Here is a 20,930-nt window from a genome sequence, read left to right on the forward strand (position 1 = left end):
GGCGCCCGGCCCCAAGCCATGCCATGCCATCGCTCTGTGCCAGTTTTAACCTCGGCAGTCTACCGGTGTTTGTGCGCTTGACGCACCCATGCAGTTGACAGAGGAAGGGGCGGGTGACGATTTCTGGTAACCCAGTATGAGGAACCCGCCCCTTCCTCTGTCAACTGCCGCCCCTGCAACGAGGCAGAGGCAGCAGTCAACTCAGAATCAGTTAAATCGGACGTAATCAAAGTCCACAGGCTGACGGTTGATGCCCATGACGGGTGGCGCGATCCAGTTGGCGAACTTGCCTGGCTCGACGACACGGCCCATCAGGCTGGCCACATAGGCGCGGTCTTCGTGGGTCGGCAGCCACTCACCCACTTGCGCCATCCACTGCTCGTCGCTCACCACACGGCCGTCGGGCGTGATTTTGGAGCCGGACAGAGAGCCAATGTTGCGGTGGAAGGCCTTGTGCGGGGCAGTCAAGGTGAAAGGAATGCCCGCCTTGGTGATCACACGGTTCCAACGGTCGATGCCGCCTTTGGAATCGGTGATGTAGTCGTCGCGCAGCACTTCGTTCAAGGCGTTGAGCATGGGCACTTCTTTTTCAACCAGCTTGCCGTCTTCGACCGACAAGATCTTGTAGCTATTGCCCTTCAAGACGTGGTCATCGGTGCGTTTGCCTTCTTCGTAACGGCCCTTCAAGCCGGAGCTGTAGAAGGTCGCGGCATTGGACGATTCGTCAGCACCGAACAAGTCGATGGTCACCGAGAAGTGGAAGTTGATGTAACGCTGGATGGTCGGCAAATCGATCACGCCGGCAGCGCGCAACTTGCCCACATCGTCGGTTTTGAGCTGGTTCATCACGTCGACAGTCCGCTGGATGGTGCGGCTCACACCGGACTCGCCCACGAACATGTGGTGCGCTTCTTCGGTCAGCATGAACTTGGTGGTGCGGGCCAGCGGGTCGAATGCGGATTCGGCCAAGGCGCACAACTGGAACTTGCCGTCACGGTCGGTGAAGTAAGTGAACATGAAGAAGCTCAACCAGTCAGGTGTCTTCTCGTTGAAAGCTTGCAAGATGCGCGGATTGTCTTCGTTGCCGCTGTTGCGCTGGAGCAAAGCATCGGCTTCTTCACGGCCGTCTTTGCCAAAGTATTTGTGCAACAAGTAGACCATGGCCCACAGGTGGCGGCCTTCTTCGACGTTGATCTGGAAAAGGTTGCGCAGGTCGTACATGCTGGGGGCCGTGAGGCCCAGGTGGCGCTGCTGCTCCACCGATGCAGGCTCGGTATCGCCTTGTGTCACGATGATGCGGCGCAGGTTGGCGCGGTGCTCGCCAGGCACGTCTTGCCAGGCCTTTTCACCGATGTGGTCACCGAAATGGATCTTGCGGTCTTGCTCGCCAGGGTTCATGAACACGCCCCAACGGTAGTCGCGCATCTTGACGTGGCCAAATTGGGCCCAGCCTTGGGGGTCGACGCTCACGGCGGTGCGCAGGTACACGTCCATGTCGGTGGAACCTTCAGGGCCCATGTCGTCCCACCAGTTGATGAAGTTGGGCTGCCACTGCTCCAAAGCGCGCTGCAGGGTGCGGTCTTCGCTCAAGTTGACGTTGTTGGGGATTTTTTCGCTGTAGTTGATACCGGACATGAGAGTCTCCAGAGATTAAAAAGCAACGGTGGGGGAAAATTTCGGTTGCAGCGCGGACCACCGGGCACCACGCTGCACAACGCAAAAAAACATCAAACGCGGTTCATGTCGAACTGGACTTTTTCGCCTTTGCCGTAGACCTTCAGGGCACCCTTTTCACCGACGGCGTTAGGACGCTGGAAGATCCAGTTCTGCCAGGCGGTCAGGCGACCAAAGATGCGGGTGGCCATGTTTTCCTTTTGTGCAAAACGCAGGTTGGCTTCCAAACCGGTCAACGCATCAGGCGACATGGCAGAACGCTCTTCCAAGGCCAGGCGAATTTCGTCAGCCCAGTCGATGTCGTCCGGTGCAGCCGTGACCAAACCGAGCGCCAGAGCGGCGTCGGCGTCGAGCGCTTGGCCGATGGCGCCGCGTGCGGCTTCCATGGCGGGCACTTCTTCGTAGAAGCGGCGCTGCAGTCGGGTCTGGTCGTTGACCATGGGGAAAAAACCGAAGTTCATCTCGCTCAATTGGATCTTGGGGGCCTTGTCGGCATCGTCGGGCAGAGCCAGCATGTAAGCGCGGTCGGCACAAAAAGCGAGCTCGGCGAGTGTGCCGACAAAACATGTCCCCTCTTCAATCAGGGCGAACAGGCTGCGCGAGGACACGTCCATGCGCGCCAGCGTGCGGCGCAGGTGGCCAATGGTTTCACGCACCAGCCAGTGGTCTTTGTGGGCCAGCAAGGTCGCGTCCGAGGCCAGCACGGCAGCGGCGTTGCCCGCGGTTTTGAGTACCCAAGTGCCGATGTCCAGTTCGTTGGTGCGCATGTGCAAGATGGCGTCGTCGAGTTCACGCACCATCTGCAGCGGCCACCAGTTGACGCCCGCGGCTTCGATGCCGGCGATGTCGGTGGGTTGTGTCGTCACTGGGGCTTTGACGGTGAAGGTGGCGATGCGCTTGGTGCGGTCGATGGCCACCGTGACGTTGGTGTAAGTCAGGGCATCTGCCGCAATGGTGCGATTCAGGGGCGTGAGTGTCACGCCTTTGACGCCTGCGGGGCGAATGCTGCCAGCGGCCAGTTCTGTGGCACGGGCTTGCACAGCTTGTTTGAACACGGCGGGCTTGGCGATCGCATCGACCAGGCGCCAGTCCACGGCTTTTTGACCGCGCACACCTTCAACGCTGGTGCAAAAAATATCAGCCAGGTCGTGGCGCACATGGCGCTTGTCGGTCACGCGGGTCAGGCCACCGGTGCCGGGCAACACGCCGAGCAAAGGCACTTCGGGCAGCGACACGGCGCTGGAGCGGTCATCCACCAACACGATTTCGTCGCAGGCCAGCGCCAGCTCATAACCGCCGCCCGCGCAAGCACCGTTCAAAGCGGCGACGAACTTCAGACCGTCGTGCTTGCTGGAGTCTTCGATGCCGTTGCGGGTTTCGTTGGTGAACTTGCAAAAATTCACTTTCCAGCCGTGTGTCGAGACACCCAGCATGAAGATGTTGGCGCCAGAGCAGAACACGCGGTCTTTCAGGCTGGTCACCACCACTGATCGCACTTCAGGGTGCTCGAAGCGGATGCGCTGCAGTGCGTCGTGCAACTCGATGTCCACACCCAGGTCGTAGCTGTTGAGTTTGAGTTTGTAACCGGGGCGGATGCCGGCGTCTTCGTTGATGTTGATCGACAAGGTCGCGATCTCGCCGTCAAAGGCCAGATTGATGTGTTTGTATTGCGAGGGGTTGGTTTGGTAGTCAACCTGGAAAGCTTGTGTCATGGGTGTCTCCGTCGGTGAGAATGGGTTTGACTTTGGTCAAAAAATGCATTTCACTGCATGTTGATTGGAAGTTTAGTGCAGACTCAGCTTCTCATCAGTATGCACTTTACTGCATTTTCTAAGTATTTACCCTAGGAAATGAAAAATCACAAGCCATTCAAACAGCCCCCGACAAATGTTGGCGAACCGAAGTACGCAAGGCGTCAAAAGCCTGGTCCTCGGAGCGGCCGCTGGTGTTGATGGCCATATCGGCTTTGGAATAGAAGGCCGAACGCCCCTCCAGGATGCGTTTGAGGTCTTCCATCGCTTCTCGGCTGGCGGCCATGGGGCGCATGTCGCCTTGCGCGGCCACACGGCCCATGTGGTCGACCGCATCGGCTTGCAGCCAGACGGTGGTGCAATGCGAGAGCAACAGATTGAAGTTGGCCGAATCGGATACCAGTCCGCCGGGCGTGGCAATCACCACTTCGGGGTAGATTTGAATGGCTTCTTCGAGTGCGCGTCGCTCGTAACGCCGGTAGGCATTGGCACCATAGAGGTTGTGGATCTCGCTGATCTGACAACCGGCAAATTGCTCAATTTCGCGGCTGAGCTCAATGAAGGGAAAGCCCATGTCCTTGGCCAATCGCTGGCCCAGCGCGGTTTTGCCCGCACCACGCAAACCAATCAGCGCAATGCGGTTCTTGCGCTCTTGGGCATTGCCGCCCTCGCCAAACATCTCACCCAACTGCACGCGGGCACGGCGCAAATCGGCCTCGCTGCGCTTGGACAACAACTCGCGGATCAGCAGCCACTCAGGCGAAGTGGTGGTCACATCCCCCAGCAATTCGGCCAGCGAGCACTGCAGGGCGTTGGCCACCTGCAAGAGAACCAGCACCGAAACGTTGCCCGTGCCGTACTCCAAATTGGCCAGATGCCGCTCGGACACATCAGCAACCTGGGCCACGGCACGTCGCGTCATGCCTTGGCGCGAACGCAAGTTGCGCACGCGCTCACCCAGCGCCTCCAGAAAAGGACTGCGTTTGGCCTCCGACTCGGACGGTTCCATCAAGGTGGAATCTTGTGGTGTCATGCTCAACCTTTGATTGCAGACTAGGGAAAACCCTTTGTTTTCAACAACCCCGAAAGATGCACTTTACTGCATACTTGAGGGCAAGCACAATAGTGCATCAACCCCTCTTTATACCGCCAACTGGACAGTCAACACAGTTTTTTTGTGCACGCCAATGCATGCGCACCCCCACCACCCTTGGAAAGTTCACCATGACCACCCCCTTGCTCCCCAACTTTTTCGCAGGCCGCTGGCAAACTGGCACCGGTGAAGGCACGCCCCTGTTGGACCCGGTGCTCGGCACCGAACTGGCCCGCGTGTCGAGTGCAGGCATCGACCTGGCCGAAGGTTTTGCCTTTGCCCGTGAACAAGGCAGCGCGGCCCTGCGCGCCCTGAGCTATGGTCAACGTGCCACATGGCTCAACCAAATCACCGAAGTGCTGCAAGCCAACCGCGATGCCTATTACGAGATCGCCACCGCCAACAGCGGCACCGTGGCCAAAGACTCGGGTGTGGACATTGACGGCGCCTTCTTCACCTTGGGCTACTACGCCAAACAGGGTGCGGCACTGGGCGACGCCACGCTGCTGCTGGACGGCGAGCGCATCCGCATGGCCAAGGACCCGGCCTTCCAGACCCAACACATCCAGGTGCCCACCCGCGGCGTGGCCCTGTTCATCAACGCCTTCAACTTCCCCAGCTGGGGCCTGTGGGAAAAAGCCGCACCCGCCCTGCTCTCGGGCGTGCCGGTCATCATCAAGCCGGCCACAGCGACGGCCTGGTTGACGCAGCGCATGGTGAAAGACGTGGTCGATGCGGGCGTGCTGCCCGTGGGCGCTTTGTCGGTGATTTGCGGCTCGTCCGCAGGCCTGATGGACCAGTTGCTGGCCTTTGACGTGGTGAGTTTCACCGGCTCGGCCGAAACCGGCAAGATCATCCGCAGTCACCGCGCCGTGACCGAGCTGTCGGTGCGCTGCAACATCGAAGCCGACAGCCTCAACAGCGCACTGCTCTCGCCCGCCGCTACGGCCGACAGCGAAGCCTTCAAGCTGCTGGTGGTCGAAGTGGCGCGTGAAATGACCGTCAAGTCGGGCCAGAAATGCACGGCCATTCGCCGCGTTTTTGTGCCTCGCGCCCTGTACCAAGCAGCGGCCGAAGCCATTGGCGCACGCTTGGCCAAAACCACCGTGGGCAACCCGCGCAACGAAAGCGTGCGCATGGGTGCCCTGGTCAGCCAGGAACAAAAAGCCAGCGTGCTGGCCGGTCTGGCTCAACTGAAAACCGAGGCCACCGTGATGTTTGACGGCAGCCATGCCGCGCTGGTGGACGCCGATGCCAACAGCGCCTGTGTGGCCCCGGTGCTGCTGGGCACCGAGACCCCCATGACAGCCAAGGTGCTGCACGCGGTGGAAGTGTTTGGCCCCGTGTCCACCCTGATGCCTTACGACAGCATCGAAGAGGCCTACGCCATGATTCGCCGCGGCGAAGGCTCGCTGGTCTGCTCGGTTTACAGCGAAGACCCGGCTTTCACCGCTCAAGCCTCGGTCGAGTTGGCCAGCAGCCATGGCCGTGTGCACGCCGTTTCGCCCGATGTGGCTTCCCTGCACAGCGGCCACGGCAATGTGATGCCGATGAGCCTGCACGGCGGCCCTGGACGCGCAGGCGGCGGCGAAGAGCTGGGGGGCCTCAGGGCACTGAACTTCTACCACCGCCGCAGCGCGGTGCAAGGCAGTTCGCTCGCCTTGGACGCCTTGGCAGCACAAGGCATCAAGCTGGCCTTGTGACGTTTTTCCAGACGCTGCCCTATTGAACACAACGAACAGACCGAGGAGACAAAAATGACCCACCACACAACACCCCCACCTGCCGAATTCAACTTTGCGCAGCACCTGATGGCCACCAACGCCTCCCGGCTAGAAAAAACCGCCCTGATCGACGATCTGGGCAACCTGACCTACGGCGAGCTGACCGAGCAAATTCGCCGTTTTGCAGGCGGTCTAAAGGCCCTCGGCCTCAAGCGCGAAGAGCGTGTCTTGTTGCTCATGCACGACAGCAGCGACTGGGTCGTCGCCTTTTTAGGCTCACTTTATGCTGGCGTTGTGCCTGTGGCGGTGAACACACTGCTGACGGCGCAAGACTACGCCTTCATGCTGAGCAACAGCCGCGCGCAAGCGGCTTTGGTGTCGGGGGCACTGCTGGCGACCTTGGAAAGCGCTATGGATTTGGGCAAAACCGAGGTGCAACACCTGGTCGTTTCCCGCCCAACAGCGCCATTGGCGTCAAAACAGATCAACATGTCGGCCTTGATTGAACAAAGCCCAGCCACATGGCCCGCGCCAACGCTGGCCGATGAACCGGCTTTCTGGCTGTATTCCTCGGGCTCCACCGGCAAGCCCAAAGGCACCGTGCACAGCCAGGGCAACCTGTACTGGACGGCCGAGCTGTATGGCAAAGGCGTGCTCGACTTAAAGACCAGCGATGTGGTGTTTTCTGCCGCCAAGCTGTTCTTTGCCTATGGCTTGGGCAACGCCCTGACCTTTCCTTTGAGTGTGGGCGCCAGCGTGGTGTTGATGGCCGAGCGCCCCACCCCTCAGGCGACCTTCAAGCGCCTGGTTGAGCACCAACCCACGGTGTTTTATGGCGCGCCCACGGGCTATGGTGGCATGCTGGCCAGCCCCGATTTGCCCAACCCAACTCAGGTCGCACTGCGGCTGTGTTCCTCGGCAGGGGAAGCCCTGCCGCGCGACATCGCCGAGCGTTGGACGGCTCACTTTGGGTGCGAGATCATCGACGGGATTGGCTCGACCGAAATGCTGCATGTCTTTTTATCGAACCGCCCCGGCGATGTGCGCTACGGCACCACGGGCAAAGCCGTGCCGGGGTACGAGGTACAGCTGCGAAGCGAAGACGGCAGCATGGTGACCGGGGATAACGAAATCGGCGATCTGTATATCCAGGGGCCCAGCAGTGCATTGATGTACTGGAACAACCGCGAGAAAACCCGGGACACCTTCCAAGGCGTGTGGACCAAGAGTGGCGACAAGTACACGCGTGACGCTGAGGGCTACTACACCTACGCCGGGCGCAACGACGACATGTTGAAAGTCAGCGGCATTTACGTCTCCCCCTTCGAGGTCGAGTCGACCTTGGTGCAGCACCCCGCCATTTTGGAAGCCGCCGTGATTGGCAAAGAGGACACCGACGGCCTGACCAAGACCAAGGCTTTCATCGTGCTCAAACCAGACCAAAGCCTCACGCAAGAAGAAGTCAAGGCTTTCGTCAAGGAACGCCTGGCCCCTTACAAGTACCCGCGCTTCATCGAGTTTGTGGCCGAGCTGCCCAAAACCGCCACGGGCAAAATCCAGCGTTTTCGCTTGCGTGACCAGGAAAACGCGGCAAGCTGACACCCAAACCGGCCCAGGCCGGTGTGGCATGGAAGACAGTCCAATCAGGTGTACTTGCTGATTTTGATGCTGGGAAACTTGCTGGAGAAGTCCTTGGCCTTGGCCGCGATTTTCACGGCGACCTGTCGGGCCACCGATTTGTAAATTTGCGCCACTTCGCCGTCGGGGTCGTACACCACCGTGGGTTTGCCACTGTCCGCCTGCAGGCGAATTTGCATGTCCAGGGGCAAGGCACCCAGGTAGTCCATGCCGTATTCGGCCGCCATTTTCTTGCCACCATCGGCGCCAAAAATGTGCTCCACATGGCCGCAGTGGGTGCAAACGTGCACCGCCATGTTTTCCACCAAACCCAAAATGGGCACACCGACCTTCTCGAACATCTTCACGCCCTTTTTGGCGTCCAACAGGGCAATGTCTTGCGGCGTCGTCACGATCACCGCCCCGGTCATGGGCACGCGTTGGCTGAGCGTCAGCTGGATATCGCCGGTGCCGGGTGGCATGTCCACGATCAAATAATCGAGCTCTTTCCAATTGGTCTGGCGCAGCAGTTGCTCCAAGGCCTGGGTGGCCATGGGGCCACGCCAGATCATGGCCTCATCGGCATTGACCAAAAAACCAATCGACATGACCTGCACACCATAGTTTTCCATCGGCTCCATGGTCTTGCCGTCTTCGCTCTCGGGGCGGCCCTCAATGCCCATCATCATGGGTTGGCTGGGGCCGTAAATGTCGGCGTCCAAAAGACCCACTGTGGCGCCTTCTGCGGCCAAGGCCAGCGCGAGGTTGACAGCCGTGGTGCTCTTGCCCACGCCACCCTTGCCCGAGGCCACCGCCACGATGTTTTTGACCTGCGGCAGCAGGGCCACACCGCGCTGGGCGGCATGGGCAGCGATCTTGCTGGTCACATTGGCCGACACATTGGCCACACCCGCCACACCCTTTGCAGCGGCAATCAAGGCTTGGCGCAGCATCGGGATCTGGCTTTTGGCCGGATAACCCAGCTCGACGTCAAACGACACATGGCCGCCATCGATTTGGAGGTTTTTCAGGGTTTTGGTGGAGATGAAATCTTTGCCCGTGTTCGGGTCAATGACGGCTTGCAGGGCCTGTAGGAGTTGTTCTGGGGTCGCCATGGTCACTTTCTTGAATGGGGCGGAGTTTACCGACATGCCGCCCCGTACACCCTAAAATCACCGATTCCCCTACAAACTCACCCACCATGTCTGCCCCCAACGCGCCACGCCAGCTTTTTGTCACCACCGCCTTGCCGTATGCCAACGGCAATTTCCACATCGGCCACATCATGGAGTACATCCAGGCCGACATCTGGGTGCGTTACCAAAGAATGCAGGGCGGCCAAGTCCATTTTGTGGGTGCTGACGACACGCACGGCGCGCCGATCATGATTGCGGCCGAAAAGGCAGGCAAAACGCCCCAGCAATTCGTGGCCGACATCGCCGCGGGCCGAAAGCCCTATTTGGAGGGTTTTCACATCCAGTTCGACAACTGGCACAGCACCGACGCCCCCGAAAACCACGAGCTGGCCCGCCAAATTTACCGCGATCTGCGCGACATCCCAGAGTCAGAAGGCGGCTCGCTGATCGAAGTGCGCGCTGTTGAGCAGTTCTTTGACCCCGAAAAGAACATGTTTTTGCCCGACCGTTTCATCAAAGGCGAGTGCCCCAAGTGCCACGCCAAAGACCAGTACGGTGACAACTGCGAAAACTGCGGCGCGGTGTACGCCCCCACCGACCTGATCAACCCTTTTTCTGCCTTGTCCGGTGCCAAACCCGAACTCAAGACCTCGGAGCACTTCTTCTTCAAACTGTCTGATCCGCGCTGCGTCAAGTTCTTGAGCGAATGGACCCAAGACGGCAGGCTGCAGCCCGAGGTGGCCAACAAGGTCAAAGAGTGGTTTTCGGTGCGTACCAACCCCGACGGCACGACCAGTGAAGGCCTGGGCGACTGGGACATCTCCCGCGATGCTCCCTACTTCGGCATCGAGATTCCGGATGCGCCAGGCAAGTATTTTTATGTGTGGCTGGACGCACCCGTGGGCTACCTGGCCTCGCTGAAAAACCTGCTGGGCAAACGCGGCGAGATTTACGAAGCTTACATGGCCAACCCACATCTGGAGCAGATCCACTTCATTGGCAAAGACATCGTCACCTTCCACACGCTGTTTTGGCCCGCCATGCTGCATTTTTCAGGCCGCAAAACGCCCAACAGCGTGTTCGTGCACGGCTTCCTCACCGTGAACAACGGCGAGAAGATGAGCAAAAGTCGGGGCACGGGCCTGGACCCCCTCAAGTACCTGAGCCTGGGCATGAACCCCGAGTGGTTGCGCTACTACCTGGCGGCCAAACTGTCAGCACGCAATGAAGACATCGACTTCAACGCCGAAGACTTCATGGCCCGGGTGAACTCTGACCTGATTGGCAAATTCGTCAACATCGCTTCGCGCTCGGCCGGTTTCATTGCCAAGCGCTTTGAGGGCCAACTGGGCGCGGTCTCCGCCGACGGCCAGGCCTTGTTGGCCGCACTGCAAAGCGCCACACCCGCCATTGCCGCCTTTTATGAAGACCGCGAATACGCCAAGGCCCTGCGCGAAATCATGTTGTTGGCCGACAGGGTCAACAGCTACGTGGACCAAAACAAGCCCTGGGAACTGGCCAAGCAAGAAGGCCAGGAAGCACGCCTGCAAGATGCCTGCAGCGCCTGCATTGAGGCCTTCCGCCTGCTCACGCTGCAGCTCAAGCCCGTGTTGCCCGCGCTGGCCGCGCAGGTCGAAGCCTTCCTGAACGTGGCCCCTTTCACGTTTGTCCAGGCGCAAAGCCTGCTGGGCGCTGGCCACACCATCAACGCCTACCAACACCTGATGCAACGCGTCACGCCGGAGCAACTCGACGCCTTGTTCGAGCCGCCTGCCGTGGTGGAAGAAAAAGTCATCCCCGGTGGCGAAGAGATGGCCCCCACCATCTCCATCGACGACTTCGCCAAGGTGGACTTGCGCATCGCGCAGATCGTCAACTGCGAGCCGGTGGAAGGCTCGGTCAAGCTGCTGCGCCTGACGCTGGACGTGGGTGAAGGTCGCCTGCGCAATGTGTTCTCTGGCATCGCCAGCATGTACAAGCCCGCAGACCTGATCGGCCAACTCACCGTGGTGGTGGCTAACCTGGCCCCACGCAAGATGAAGTTTGGCGTCTCTGAGGGCATGGTGCTGGCCGCCAGCCACGCTGACGAAAAAGCCGAGCCCGGCATCCATGTGCTGCACCCTTGGCCGGGTGCCAAGCCTGGCATGCGGATCCACTGACCCCCACAGCACAGGCGCTGAACATGTTTCCTCTGATTCGTGGATGGACCGATGTGCAGCGCAGCCCCAAAGCCAATCTGGGCTTGGGCTTGGTTTTGAGCTTTGTGGCCGGCGCCACCAATGCAGGCGGTTTTTTAGCGGTGGGCAGTTACACCTCGCACATGACCGGCATTCTGTCGTCCGTGGCCGACGAGCTTGTGCTGGGCCACATCACCTTGGCCTTGGCCGGCCTGGTTTGCCTCTTGGCCTTCATCTGCGGTGCCATGTGCACCGCCATCATGGTCAATTGGGGACTGCGCCAACAACTGCACAGCAGCTACAGCTTGCCCTTGTCGCTCGAATCTGTGGCCTTGCTCGTTTTTGGCTTGTTTGGCTCGGCCATCGCGGCTTGGTCGCAGATGTTCGTCCCAGTGACAGTGGTCTTGTTGTGCTTCATCATGGGCCTGCAAAACGCCGTCATCACCAAAATCTCCAAGGCCGAAATCCGCACCACCCACATCACCGGGCTGGTGACCGATTTGGGGATTGAGCTGGGTAAATTGATTTACATCAACCGTGCACACCCGGCTTCTCCGGTGCTGGCCAACCGCCAACGCCTGCGAATGCACGGGTCTTTGGTGATGGGGTTTTTGCTGGGTGGCCTTGTTGGGGCTTTGGGCTTCAAACATGGCGGCTACATCACCACCCTGCCCTTGGCCGGTTTGCTGTGGATGTTGTGTCTGCGACCCTTGTGGTCTGACTTGCGCGCCCGTGCCGTATGAATACCTCAGCACAACTTAACTTGCTCACGACGAAAACCTCATGAACTGGATGCAGGTCACCCAGTTCTTTCGCCCCCGTTTGCTCGACAGTTTGCAGGGTTATGACCGGCAACGCTTTGTTCAAGATGTGGCTGCGGGCGTGACGGTTGGCGTGGTGGCGCTGCCGCTGGCCATGGCCTTTGCCATTGCCTCGGGCCTCAAACCCGAAGCGGGCCTGTTCACCGCGATCATCGCGGGTTTCTTGATTTCGGTTTTGGGTGGCACCCGGGTGCAAATTGGCGGCCCGGCGGGTGCCTTCATTGTCATTGTTTACGGCATCGTGGAGCGCTACGGGCTGGCCAACCTGATTTTGGCCACCGCCATGTCGGGCGTTCTGCTGTTTTTGATGGGGCTGTTTCGACTGGGCACTTTGATTCGCTTCATCCCGGTGTCGGTGGTCATTGGCTTCACCAACGGCATCGCGGTGCTGATCATGCTGTCCCAGATCAAGGACTTTTTAGGCCTGAAAATCAACAACATGCCCGCCGACTTTTTTGGCATCCTGCATGCGCTGTGGCACAACCTGCACAGTGCCAACTTGGCCTCATTGCTGCTGGCCTTGGCTTCTTTGTCGCTGCTGATCGGCTGGCTGCGCATGAGCCGACGGTTGACCGGGACCCCCTTCCAGGCCCTCAGCATGGTGCCGGGCTCCATCATTGCGCTGGTGTTTGCGACCTTGGTCACTTGGTTGCTGTCGTTGCCGGTGGACACGATTGGCAACAAGTTTGGTGGCATCCCTTCGTCCATGCCTGCTTTCCAATGGCCTGAGTTCAGTTGGGACAGTGCCAGGTTCTTGCTCATGCCCACCCTGACCCTGACACTTTTGGGGGCCATTGAATCCTTGCTGTGCGCCCGCATCGCAGACGGCATGACCGGCGACCGCCACAACCCCAACCAAGAATTGATGGCCCAAGGCGTGGCCAATTTCGTGACGCCTTTTTTTGGCGGCATGCCCGCCACCGGCACCATCGCCCGCACCGTCACCAACATCCAAAGCGGCGGCAGCACCCCAATTTCGGGCATGGTGCATGCACTGACTTTGCTGGCCGTGGTGCTGGTGGCTGCCCCGCTGGCTGATCACATCCCATTGGCGGCGCTGGCCGCCATCTTGATGTTTGTGGCCTGGAACATGGGTGAGTGGCATGAATTTTTGCTGCTGCGGCAGTACCGCTTGCCTTACAGGCTCACCTTGTTGGCGGTTTTTTTCCTCACGGTGGTGTTTGACCTGACGGTGGCCGTCGAGGTGGGCCTGATCGCTGCCTGCCTGACTTTCATCTACCGCATCTCCAGCTTGAGCCGCTGCGAAAGTGTGGCTCACCAGGACCACCCTGCCTTGGTGGGCCATGAAAACGAGATCCAGGCTTGGCGTGTCTACGGTGCCTTGTTTTTCGGTGCCGTCCAATTGATTGAAGACATCGAAGACAAAATAGGCCCCCGCATTTTGGTGGTGGACCTCAAAAACGTGATTTACATCGACTCTTCTGGGGCGGATGCCTTGATGAACCTCATCGACACCTGCCGAAAAAAAGAGGTCCACCTGATTGTGTGTGGCTTGCAGCACCAACCGCTGGACATTGCCCGGCGCAGCGGTCTGATGGAACACCTGAAAGAACAGCTGGAGGCCGATCTGCTGTCCGGGCTGCAAAGGGCCGTCAGTCTTTGCGCCCGCCAAGGCCAGTAAAATCAAACAACGACAGTGCTTGCGCGCTGACTTGAGTTCTGTTCGTTCGCCCCTTTACGCGCACTGCTTTACACACCCTGCTTTGCACGCCCCGATTGCCCGAAAGAAAGACCCGCATGTCCATTTTCCGCCGCCCCGACTACACCTCTGACACCACCCAATTCATTGAACAACTCAAGGCTCAGCGCCCCGAATTGGAAGCCGAACAGCGCCAAGGCCGTGCTTTGCTCTGGGACAAACCCTTGAGCCGCACGGAGCAGCAGGCCTTCAAAGACAGCCGAGTGGCCCAAAAACCTTACGTTTACCAAACCCAGGCCTCCTGATCGCTGCGTTTCAGCGCCCACGCAGAGCCTGCTGATTCCTCGCTGCTCAAGCACCGTCCATGACCACCCCCATCGAATTGCCTGCCCCGCTGCCAGACGCTCCCGCGTCCATGCCGCAGGTGGTCGACCATGTGGCCGTGGCCAGGCTGTATGGCGAGCCCTTGTTCTCCATGCCCACAGACCTGTACATTCCTCCGGATGCACTGGAAGTGTTTTTGGAAGCTTTTGAGGGGCCGCTGGATTTGCTGCTGTATTTGATTCGCAAGCAAAACTTCAACATCCTGGACATTCCGATGGCGGGCGTCACTCGCCAGTACCTGGCTTATGTCGATGATATCCGCCAGCGCAACTTGGAACTGGCCGCCGAGTACCTGCTGATGGCGGCCATGCTGATCGAGATCAAATCGCGCATGCTGTTGCCCCCCAAAAAAGTGGCCCAGGGCGAAGAGGCAGAAGACCCGCGGGCGGAGCTGGTGCGCCGCCTGCTGGAATACGAGCAAATGAAACTCGCATCCATGCAACTGAATGTGGTCCCTCAATACGGGCGTGATTTCTTGCAGGCGCAGGTCTACATTGAGCAAAGCCTGCAGCCGCGCTTTCCGGATGTCAGCATGGACGAGTTGCAATCGGCTTGGCGCGACATTTTGAAACGCGCCAATTTGGTTCAGCACCACAAAATCAGCCGTGAAGAGCTCAGTGTGCGCGAGCACATGACCATCGTGCTCAAGCACTTGCAAGGCCGCAAGTTTGTGGAATTTGAAAACCTGTTTGATCCCACCCTGGGCACGCCCGTGTTGGTGGTGACTTTCATCGCTTTGCTCGAGCTGGCCAAGGAAACCTTGATTGAAATCACCCAAGCCGAGGCTTTTGCCCCCATTTATGTTCGGTTGGCGTACACCCCCAGCTGAATCTGCCTTAGAAAACTCCGACTCACCCGACTCACCCGAGTCACATCCACATAGCCATGATCATTGCCCGTTCCATCGACGAACTGCGTCAGGGCCTGAGCGCATCCCAATGCCCCGCCTTTGTGCCCACCATGGGCAATCTGCATGCAGGCCACATCAAACTTGTCAAATTGGCCAAGCCCCAGGGCGACTGCACCGTGGTCAGCATTTTTGTGAACCGCCTGCAATTCTTGCCGAACGAAGACTTTGACAGCTACCCCCGCACGTGGGAGGCCGACTGCGCCAAGCTCGAAGCCGCTGGCTGCGACGTGGTGTTTGCCCCGCGCGAGACCGACCTCTACCCCGAAGCGCAAACCGTCAAAGTGCATGCCGACCCGGCGCTGGCCGACATCCTCGAAGGTGAATTCCGTCCGGGCTTTTTCACAGGCGTGTCCACCGTGGTCATGAAGCTGTTCATGAGCGTGTTCGCGGGCAAAGGCAAGGGCTTAGCCGTGTTCGGCAAAAAGGACTACCAGCAGCTCATGGTGATCCGCCAGATGGTGTGCCAGTTCGCGCTGCCCATCACCGTGGTGGGGGTGGACACTTGCCGCGCTGAAGACGGCCTGGCGCTGAGTTCGCGCAACGGCTACCTGAGCGAAGCCGAACGCGCCGAAGCCCTGCAGCTGTCACTGGCCCTGCGCGAACTCGGCCGCGACGCACTGGCCGCCGCCGACGCGCTGGCCACCCACCTGTCCGTCCTCGAAGCCAAAGCCATGGCAGGTCTGCGCCAGCGCGGCTGGCAACCCGACTACCTCACCGTGCGCCGCCGCCAAGACCTGCAAGCGCCGCAATCGGGCGACGCGCTGGTGGTGCTGGGGGCTGCGAAATTGGGCACCACGCGTCTGATCGATAACTTCGAAATCTGAATCCAATACCCGCGCCGAAACGGGAGGACGCCAAGTCTTAAACCGCCTCACCCCGAGGCCCACGCCCCATCAGCACTTGCACCGCATCATTTGCTTTCAGGTGGCCGTCCAGCAAGGCCACCACCGCTTCGGTGATGGGCATGTCGACGCCCAGTTGCCGGGCACGCTGGAGCACCGTGCGGGCGCTGTAAACGCCTTCTGCCACATGACCGAGGGAAGTCACAGCCTGCTCTAAGTTCAGGCCTTGGGCCAGCAGAAGACCCACTTTGCGGTTGCGGCTCAAGTCGCCGGTAGCGGTCAACACCAGATCACCCAAGCCCGACAAGCCCATGAAGGTTTCGGTCTTAGCGCCCAAAGCCACACCCAAGCGGGTCATTTCGGCCAAGCCCCGGGTGATGAGCGCTGCACGGGCGTTCAAACCCAAGTCCAGCCCATCACACAAACCTGTGGCAATGGCCAGCACGTTTTTCACGGCACCACCCACCTCGACCCCCACGATGTCGTCGTTGGCGTAGACGCGCAAGGCCCCACCGTGAAAGGCCTTGACCAAGGCATCCCGTACCGTGGCATGGGGGCTGGCGGCCACCAAAGCGGTGGGCTGGCTGCGCGCCACTTCTTGCGCAAAACTGGGGCCATTCAAGGCCCCGGCCAACAGCTGCGGAGCGACTTGGCCTTGCACCTCGTGCGGCATGAGACCGGTGCCGGACTCGAAACCTTTGCACAACCAAGCCACCGAGGCAGGCACGCCCTGCAACAGTTGCAAACTGGCGCGCAGCCCCGCCATGGGTGTGGCAATGACAAACAGGTCTTGTCGTTGGGCATGCTGCAGCTGTTCGTCCAAAGGGCCAGACAGGATGTTCAGCTTGGCCGGCAATTCGATGCCAGGCAAATAGCGCTCATTGCAGCGCTTGAGCTGCATGGCCTGCGCTTGGGATGCATCTCGCACATGCAGGTTCACCCGCTGAACCCAGGGCTGGCGGCAAGCCGCAATGGCCAGCGCGGTACCCCAGGCCCCTGCACCGATGACGGTGATCTGCATGCCGGCCGTGTGTCGCTGTTACTGCTGGGGTGCGGCAGCTTGCTGGGCTTGCTGCTGTTCGTACATGGCTTGGAAATTGATCTCGGCCAAGTGCACGGGCGGAAAACCGGCGCGGGTGATCAGGTCGGCCACACTGGCACGCAGGTAAGGGTAGACGATTTGAGGGCAGGCGATGCCCATGACCGGACCCATTTGGTCATCGGGCAGGTTACGGATTTCAAAAATGCCGCCTTGCTTGCACTCGGCTAAAAAGACGGTTTTATCACCGATTTTGGTGTGCACCGTGGCGGTCACACAGACTTCAAACACGCCTTCAGCCGCTGGCGTGGCTTCCACACCCAACTGGATGTCCACGCTGGGTTGCTGTTGCTCGATCAGGATGGCTGGAGAATTGGGTTGTTCCAGCGATGCTTCTTTGAGGTAAACGCGTTGGATTTGAAAAACAGGGGCCAAAGCTTCGGTGTTGACGGCGGTATCGGTCATGGATTTCTCTTCAAAATGGAGGGGGACAGCCCCTTTCGGGACCTGTCCAAAAATAAGACCGCTTAATTATCGGCGATCGAGAGCGCCTTGCACATCAGGCTGCTTGCAGCAAAGGCAGCAAACCGCCCTTGGCGTCCAGTGCCATCAAATCGTCGCAACCGCCCACATGGGTGTCCCCCACATAAATTTGGGGCACAGTGCGACGGCCTGTGGTTTGCATCATGTGGTCGCGCTGAACAGGGTCCAGGTCGATGCGGATCTCTTCAATCTGCTCCACCCCTTTGGACTTGAGCAATTGCTTGGCTCGCACGCAATAAGGGCAGACAGCGGTGGTGTACATCTTGACGGTTTGCATGGGGTTTTCCTTGGGGTTCAGGCTTTATCGACAGGCATGCTGGCGGCTTGCCAAGCTTTGAGGCCGCCCGACAAGGACTGCACATTTTCAAAACCGAGTTTGCGAGCCGTCGCGGCGGCGCGGGCCGAGCGGGCGCCCACCTGGCAGACCATGACGACTTGGGAGGATTTGTTTTTGACCATTTGGGCCAATTTCTCTTCGAGCTGGCCCAAAGGCAGATTTTTGGCGCCGATCACATGGCCCCGAGCGAACTCATCGGGCTCGCAAACGTCGATGACGATGGCTTTTTCGCGGTTCATCAGCTGCACCATGTCTTGCGGGCTCAGGCCATTGCCTTTGGTCAAAACAGGGAAAAGCAAAGCTGCCCCCGAGGCCAAAGCCACGGTGATGAGCATCCAGTTGTCGAGGAGAAATTTCACGAATCAGACCTTTAAAGGCAAAAAACAAGGGCCTGTTCAAAGGCCGGGAAGTGTAGATTCTAAAATGACGGGCTTATCCCTCGATTTCATGACCCTCTAAGCCACATTTCCCATGTACAAAATTGTTCTCATTCGGCACGGTGAGTCCACCTGGAACCTTGAAAACCGCTTCACCGGCTGGACCGATGTTGACCTGACCCCCGTGGGCGTGAGCCAAGCCATGTCTGCAGGACAACTGCTCAAAGCCGAAGGCTGGGACTTTGACATTTGTTACACCTCGGTGCTCAAGCGGGCCATCCGCACCCTCTGGTTCACCTTGGACGAGATGGACCGCACTTGGCTGCCCGTGGTCAAGGACTACCGACTCAACGAGCGCCACTATGGGGCCCTGCAAGGGCTGAACAAAGCGGACATGGCCAAAGAGTTTGGCGATGAACAAGTTTTGGTTTGGCGGCGCAGCTACGACACACCGCCACCCGCCCTGCAAGCCAACGACCCCCGCTGCGAGCGAAATGACCGTCGCTACCCTGATCCCCAAGCCGTGCCACTGACCGAATGTTTGAAAGACACGGTGGCGCGTGTCATTCCGGCTTGGAACGACAGCATTGCCCCCAGCATCAAGGCGGGCCAACGCGTGATCCTTGCAGCGCATGGGAATTCCATCCGGGCACTGATCAAGTATCTGGACAAGGTTTCTGACGAGGACATCGTGAACCTGAACATCCCCAACGGTATTCCGCTGGTTTACGAACTCGACGAAAACCTCCAACCTATCCGGCACTACTACCTGGGCGATGCAGAAGCCGCCGCGATGGCCGCTGCGGCCGTGGCCAGCCAAGGCAAAGCGGGATAACCCCAGATGATGCATCCGCCTGCCGCTCGGGTGTATATTGAACCTATTCTGACTCGGTAGATTCAAAGACATGGGACAAAAACTCAAGATCGCAGGCTGGCTCAGCGTCGGCGCACTGGCCGGTGCACTGACCACAGTGTCACTGCAAACGGTGGCCCGCGGCAACCTGGCCCCTCTGCCCCTGGAGGAGCTGCAGCAATTGGCTGCAGTGTTTGGCATGGTCAAAAGCGACTACGTCGAACCCGTCGACGAGAAAAAGCTCATTTCTGAAGCCATCTCCGGCATGGTCGCCAGCCTGGATCCGCATTCCCAATATTTCGACAAAAAGAGCTTCAAAGAGTTCTCAGAAGGCACTTCTGGGAAATTTGTGGGAGTTGGCATCGAAATCAGTCAAGAAGATGGTCTGGTCAAAGTTGTCTCGCCTATTGAAGGCTCGCCCGCAGACCGCGCTGGCCTCAAACCCAATGACCTGATCACCAAAATCGATGAGACCGCCGTCAAAGGATTGAGCCTGAACGAGGCCGTCAAACGCATGCGCGGCGAGCCCAAAACCAAGGTGCTGCTCACCATCTTCCGCAAATCCGAGAACCACACCTTCCCGGTCACCATCATTCGGGAAGAGATCAAGACCCAATCGGTCAAGTCCAAGCTCATCGAACCGGGTTACGGCTGGATCCGCGTCTCCCAGTTCCAGGAACGGACTGTGGACGACTTCGCACGCAAGATCGAAGAGATGTACAAGGAAGATCCCCAGCTCAAAGGCCTGGTGCTTGACCTGCGCAACGACCCGGGTGGTTTGCTCGATGCGGCCGTGGCTTTGTCTGCGGCCTTTTTGCCAGAAAACGTCACCGTGGTCACGACCAACGGCCAGCTGGAAGAAAGCAAGTTCGCCTACAAAGCCTCCCCCCAGTTCTGGCGGCGCAACACCAGCAACGACCCGATCACCCGCATGACCAAAGCCACGGGGGGAGCCCTGAAAAAAGTGCCATTGGTGGTACTGGTCAACGAAGGTTCGGCCTCGGCCAGCGAGATCGTGGCGGGCGCTTTGCAAGACTACAAACGCGGCACCCTGATGGGCAGCCAGACATTTGGCAAAGGCTCAGTACAAACTGTGCGCCAATTGGGTCCGGACACGGCGCTCAAGATCACCACAGCCCGTTACTACACCCCCAACGGCCGTGCGATCCAGGCCAAAGGCATCGTGCCTGAAGTGATGCTGGACGAAACGGCCGAAGGCAACGTCTTTGCCGCACTGCGCACCCGCGAAGCCGATCTGGAAAAACACCTGTCCAACGGCAAAGAGGCCGAAGAGAAAAAAGACCCCGCACGCGAAAAAGCCCGAGAGCAAGCGATCAAAAAACTGGAAGAAGAGTCCAAAAAGCCTGTGGCCGAACGCCGCCTGCCCGAGTTTGGCTCTGACAAAGACTTCCAGTTGGCCCAAGCTTTGAACAAACTCAAAGGCCTGCCCGTCAAAGCCAGCAGCACCTTGGCAGAACGCAAGTCCGAGAAGAAAGAAGACTGAGCGTCATGGAAGTCGCGCATGGATGACGCGCAGCTGCTGCGCTATTCGCGGCACGTCCTGCTCAACGAGTTGGGCATCGATGGGCAAGAAAAACTCCTGGCCTCACACGCGCTGATCATTGGTGCAGGCGGACTGGGCTCACCGGTCAGCCTGTACCTGGGCAGTGCGGGCGTCGGACGGATCACCGTGGTGGACCACGACCAGGTGGACGCCACCAACTTGCAGCGCCAAATTGCCCATACCCTGGACCGTGTGGGCCAATTCAAGGCCGACTCGGTGCATGCTGCGGTTGCGCAAATCAACCCCGATGTGCGGGTGACCGCAGTCACCCAGCGGGCTGACCCAGCCTTGCTGGACTCACTGGTGGCTCAGGCCGATGTGGTGGTCGATTGCTGCGACAACTTTGAAACCCGCCAAGCTGTGAACCGGGCGTGTGTTGTGCACCGCAAACCTTTGGTGTCGGGCGCGGCCATCCGCATGGACGGGCA

The 20,930-nt window shown here is 59.3% G+C and carries 19 protein-coding genes; 11 read left to right on the forward strand and 8 right to left on the reverse strand.

Features of this window, described 5'->3' with window-relative positions:
* Positions 1–207: 207 nt before the first annotated feature.
* From boxB to Q0O19_RS08430, 3 genes are all read right to left on the reverse strand, one after another.
* Positions 208–1,635: a benzoyl-CoA 2,3-epoxidase subunit BoxB gene (gene boxB / locus Q0O19_RS08420; protein ID WP_295521869.1), complete on the reverse strand. Its 1,428-nt coding sequence runs from the start codon at positions 1,633–1,635 to the stop codon at positions 208–210.
* 92 nt (positions 1,636–1,727) lie between these two features.
* Positions 1,728–3,386, reverse strand: coding sequence for a 2,3-epoxybenzoyl-CoA dihydrolase (boxC, locus tag Q0O19_RS08425; RefSeq protein WP_295521872.1), 1,659 nt, complete (start codon positions 3,384–3,386; stop codon positions 1,728–1,730).
* 157 nt (positions 3,387–3,543) lie between these two features.
* Positions 3,544–4,458, reverse strand: a complete 915-nt coding sequence (locus Q0O19_RS08430; protein WP_295521875.1) for a helix-turn-helix transcriptional regulator — start codon at positions 4,456–4,458, stop codon at positions 3,544–3,546.
* A 191-nt stretch (positions 4,459–4,649) separates the two neighbouring features.
* Between Q0O19_RS08430 and Q0O19_RS08435 the strand changes: the two genes are divergently transcribed.
* On the forward strand, positions 4,650–6,221 hold the full coding sequence (locus Q0O19_RS08435) for a 3,4-dehydroadipyl-CoA semialdehyde dehydrogenase (RefSeq protein WP_295521878.1): 1,572 nt from the start codon (positions 4,650–4,652) through the stop codon (positions 6,219–6,221).
* A 54-nt stretch (positions 6,222–6,275) separates the two neighbouring features.
* Positions 6,276–7,841, forward strand: coding sequence for a benzoate-CoA ligase family protein (locus Q0O19_RS08440; protein ID WP_295521881.1), 1,566 nt, complete (start codon positions 6,276–6,278; stop codon positions 7,839–7,841).
* 44 nt (positions 7,842–7,885) lie between these two features.
* On the opposite strand, the gene apbC is transcribed toward Q0O19_RS08440, so the two are convergent.
* Positions 7,886–8,974 carry an iron-sulfur cluster carrier protein ApbC gene (gene apbC, locus Q0O19_RS08445; RefSeq protein ID WP_295521884.1) on the reverse strand — a complete coding sequence of 363 codons (1,089 nt, stop codon included), beginning with the start codon at positions 8,972–8,974 and terminating at the stop codon, positions 7,886–7,888.
* An 86-nt stretch (positions 8,975–9,060) separates the two neighbouring features.
* On the opposite strand from apbC, the gene metG reads away from it, so the two are divergent.
* The 6 genes from metG to panC all read left to right on the forward strand — a co-directional run bounded on the left by metG (position 9,061) and on the right by panC (position 15,771).
* Positions 9,061–11,154 (forward strand): methionine--tRNA ligase, encoded by a 2,094-nt coding sequence (gene metG, locus Q0O19_RS08450; protein ID WP_295521887.1) that lies wholly within the window; start codon positions 9,061–9,063, stop codon positions 11,152–11,154.
* Between the two features lie 23 nt (positions 11,155–11,177).
* Complete coding sequence (locus Q0O19_RS08455; protein WP_295521889.1) at positions 11,178–11,915, forward strand: YoaK family protein; 738 nt, start codon at positions 11,178–11,180, stop codon at positions 11,913–11,915.
* 49 nt (positions 11,916–11,964) lie between these two features.
* Positions 11,965–13,635, forward strand: coding sequence for a SulP family inorganic anion transporter (locus Q0O19_RS08460; protein WP_295521919.1), 1,671 nt, complete (start codon positions 11,965–11,967; stop codon positions 13,633–13,635).
* Between the two features lie 116 nt (positions 13,636–13,751).
* Positions 13,752–13,958, forward strand: a complete 207-nt coding sequence (locus tag Q0O19_RS08465; protein WP_295521892.1) for a DUF3460 family protein — start codon at positions 13,752–13,754, stop codon at positions 13,956–13,958.
* Between the two features lie 59 nt (positions 13,959–14,017).
* Entirely contained in the window at positions 14,018–14,866 is an 849-nt protein-coding gene (locus tag Q0O19_RS08470; protein ID WP_295521895.1) for a ScpA family protein, read from the forward strand.
* Positions 14,867–14,922: 56 nt separating this feature from the next.
* Positions 14,923–15,771: a pantoate--beta-alanine ligase gene (panC, locus tag Q0O19_RS08475; RefSeq protein WP_295521897.1), complete on the forward strand. Its 849-nt coding sequence runs from the start codon at positions 14,923–14,925 to the stop codon at positions 15,769–15,771.
* Between the two features lie 37 nt (positions 15,772–15,808).
* On the opposite strand, the gene Q0O19_RS08480 is transcribed toward panC, so the two are convergent.
* The 4 genes from Q0O19_RS08480 to Q0O19_RS08495 all read right to left on the reverse strand — a co-directional run bounded on the left by Q0O19_RS08480 (position 15,809) and on the right by Q0O19_RS08495 (position 18,067).
* Positions 15,809–16,810 (reverse strand): NAD(P)H-dependent glycerol-3-phosphate dehydrogenase, encoded by a 1,002-nt coding sequence (locus Q0O19_RS08480; protein WP_295521900.1) that lies wholly within the window; start codon positions 16,808–16,810, stop codon positions 15,809–15,811.
* An 18-nt stretch (positions 16,811–16,828) separates the two neighbouring features.
* Positions 16,829–17,293 carry a protein-export chaperone SecB gene (gene secB, locus Q0O19_RS08485; protein ID WP_295521903.1) on the reverse strand — a complete coding sequence of 155 codons (465 nt, stop codon included), beginning with the start codon at positions 17,291–17,293 and terminating at the stop codon, positions 16,829–16,831.
* 94 nt (positions 17,294–17,387) lie between these two features.
* Positions 17,388–17,648 carry a glutaredoxin 3 gene (gene grxC, locus Q0O19_RS08490; RefSeq protein WP_295521906.1) on the reverse strand — a complete coding sequence of 87 codons (261 nt, stop codon included), beginning with the start codon at positions 17,646–17,648 and terminating at the stop codon, positions 17,388–17,390.
* A gap of 17 nt (positions 17,649–17,665) precedes the next feature.
* The gene (locus Q0O19_RS08495; protein WP_295521909.1) at positions 17,666–18,067 is read right to left on the reverse strand and encodes a rhodanese-like domain-containing protein; all 402 of its coding nucleotides are present in this window, start codon (positions 18,065–18,067) and stop codon (positions 17,666–17,668) included.
* 112 nt (positions 18,068–18,179) lie between these two features.
* On the opposite strand from Q0O19_RS08495, the gene gpmA reads away from it, so the two are divergent.
* The 3 genes from gpmA to Q0O19_RS08510 all read left to right on the forward strand — a co-directional run.
* Positions 18,180–18,920 carry a 2,3-diphosphoglycerate-dependent phosphoglycerate mutase gene (gpmA, locus tag Q0O19_RS08500; protein WP_295521911.1) on the forward strand — a complete coding sequence of 247 codons (741 nt, stop codon included), beginning with the start codon at positions 18,180–18,182 and terminating at the stop codon, positions 18,918–18,920.
* Between the two features lie 70 nt (positions 18,921–18,990).
* Positions 18,991–20,442, forward strand: coding sequence for a S41 family peptidase (locus tag Q0O19_RS08505; RefSeq protein WP_295521915.1), 1,452 nt, complete (start codon positions 18,991–18,993; stop codon positions 20,440–20,442).
* A gap of 18 nt (positions 20,443–20,460) precedes the next feature.
* The coding region (locus Q0O19_RS08510) for a ThiF family adenylyltransferase (protein ID WP_295521917.1) at positions 20,461–20,930 on the forward strand (470 nt) is incomplete at its 3' end.

It is taken from the genome of Limnohabitans sp. Rim8 (assembly GCF_945869175.1).
Lineage (GTDB): Bacteria > Pseudomonadota > Gammaproteobacteria > Burkholderiales > Burkholderiaceae_C > Limnohabitans_A.

Bases quoted from the DNA above. Each gene is read 5' to 3' on its own strand.
- boxB (WP_295521869.1), bottom strand. From the start codon at position 1,635: ATGTCCGGTATCAACTACAGCGAAAAAATCCCCAACAACGTCAACTTG.
- boxC (WP_295521872.1), bottom strand. From the start codon at position 3,386: ATGACACAAGCTTTCCAGGTTGACTACCAAACCAACCCCTCGCAATAC.
- Q0O19_RS08430 (WP_295521875.1), bottom strand. From the start codon at position 4,458: ATGACACCACAAGATTCCACCTTGATGGAACCGTCCGAGTCGGAGGCC.
- Q0O19_RS08435 (WP_295521878.1), top strand. From the start codon at position 4,650: ATGACCACCCCCTTGCTCCCCAACTTTTTCGCAGGCCGCTGGCAAACT.
- Q0O19_RS08440 (WP_295521881.1), top strand. From the start codon at position 6,276: ATGACCCACCACACAACACCCCCACCTGCCGAATTCAACTTTGCGCAG.
- apbC (WP_295521884.1), bottom strand. From the start codon at position 8,974: ATGGCGACCCCAGAACAACTCCTACAGGCCCTGCAAGCCGTCATTGAC.
- metG (WP_295521887.1), top strand. From the start codon at position 9,061: ATGTCTGCCCCCAACGCGCCACGCCAGCTTTTTGTCACCACCGCCTTG.
- Q0O19_RS08455 (WP_295521889.1), top strand. From the start codon at position 11,178: ATGTTTCCTCTGATTCGTGGATGGACCGATGTGCAGCGCAGCCCCAAA.
- Q0O19_RS08460 (WP_295521919.1), top strand. From the start codon at position 11,965: ATGCAGGTCACCCAGTTCTTTCGCCCCCGTTTGCTCGACAGTTTGCAG.
- Q0O19_RS08465 (WP_295521892.1), top strand. From the start codon at position 13,752: ATGTCCATTTTCCGCCGCCCCGACTACACCTCTGACACCACCCAATTC.
- Q0O19_RS08470 (WP_295521895.1), top strand. From the start codon at position 14,018: ATGACCACCCCCATCGAATTGCCTGCCCCGCTGCCAGACGCTCCCGCG.
- panC (WP_295521897.1), top strand. From the start codon at position 14,923: ATGATCATTGCCCGTTCCATCGACGAACTGCGTCAGGGCCTGAGCGCA.
- Q0O19_RS08480 (WP_295521900.1), bottom strand. From the start codon at position 16,810: ATGCAGATCACCGTCATCGGTGCAGGGGCCTGGGGTACCGCGCTGGCC.
- secB (WP_295521903.1), bottom strand. From the start codon at position 17,293: ATGACCGATACCGCCGTCAACACCGAAGCTTTGGCCCCTGTTTTTCAA.
- grxC (WP_295521906.1), bottom strand. From the start codon at position 17,648: ATGCAAACCGTCAAGATGTACACCACCGCTGTCTGCCCTTATTGCGTG.
- gpmA (WP_295521911.1), top strand. From the start codon at position 18,180: ATGTACAAAATTGTTCTCATTCGGCACGGTGAGTCCACCTGGAACCTT.
- Q0O19_RS08505 (WP_295521915.1), top strand. From the start codon at position 18,991: ATGGGACAAAAACTCAAGATCGCAGGCTGGCTCAGCGTCGGCGCACTG.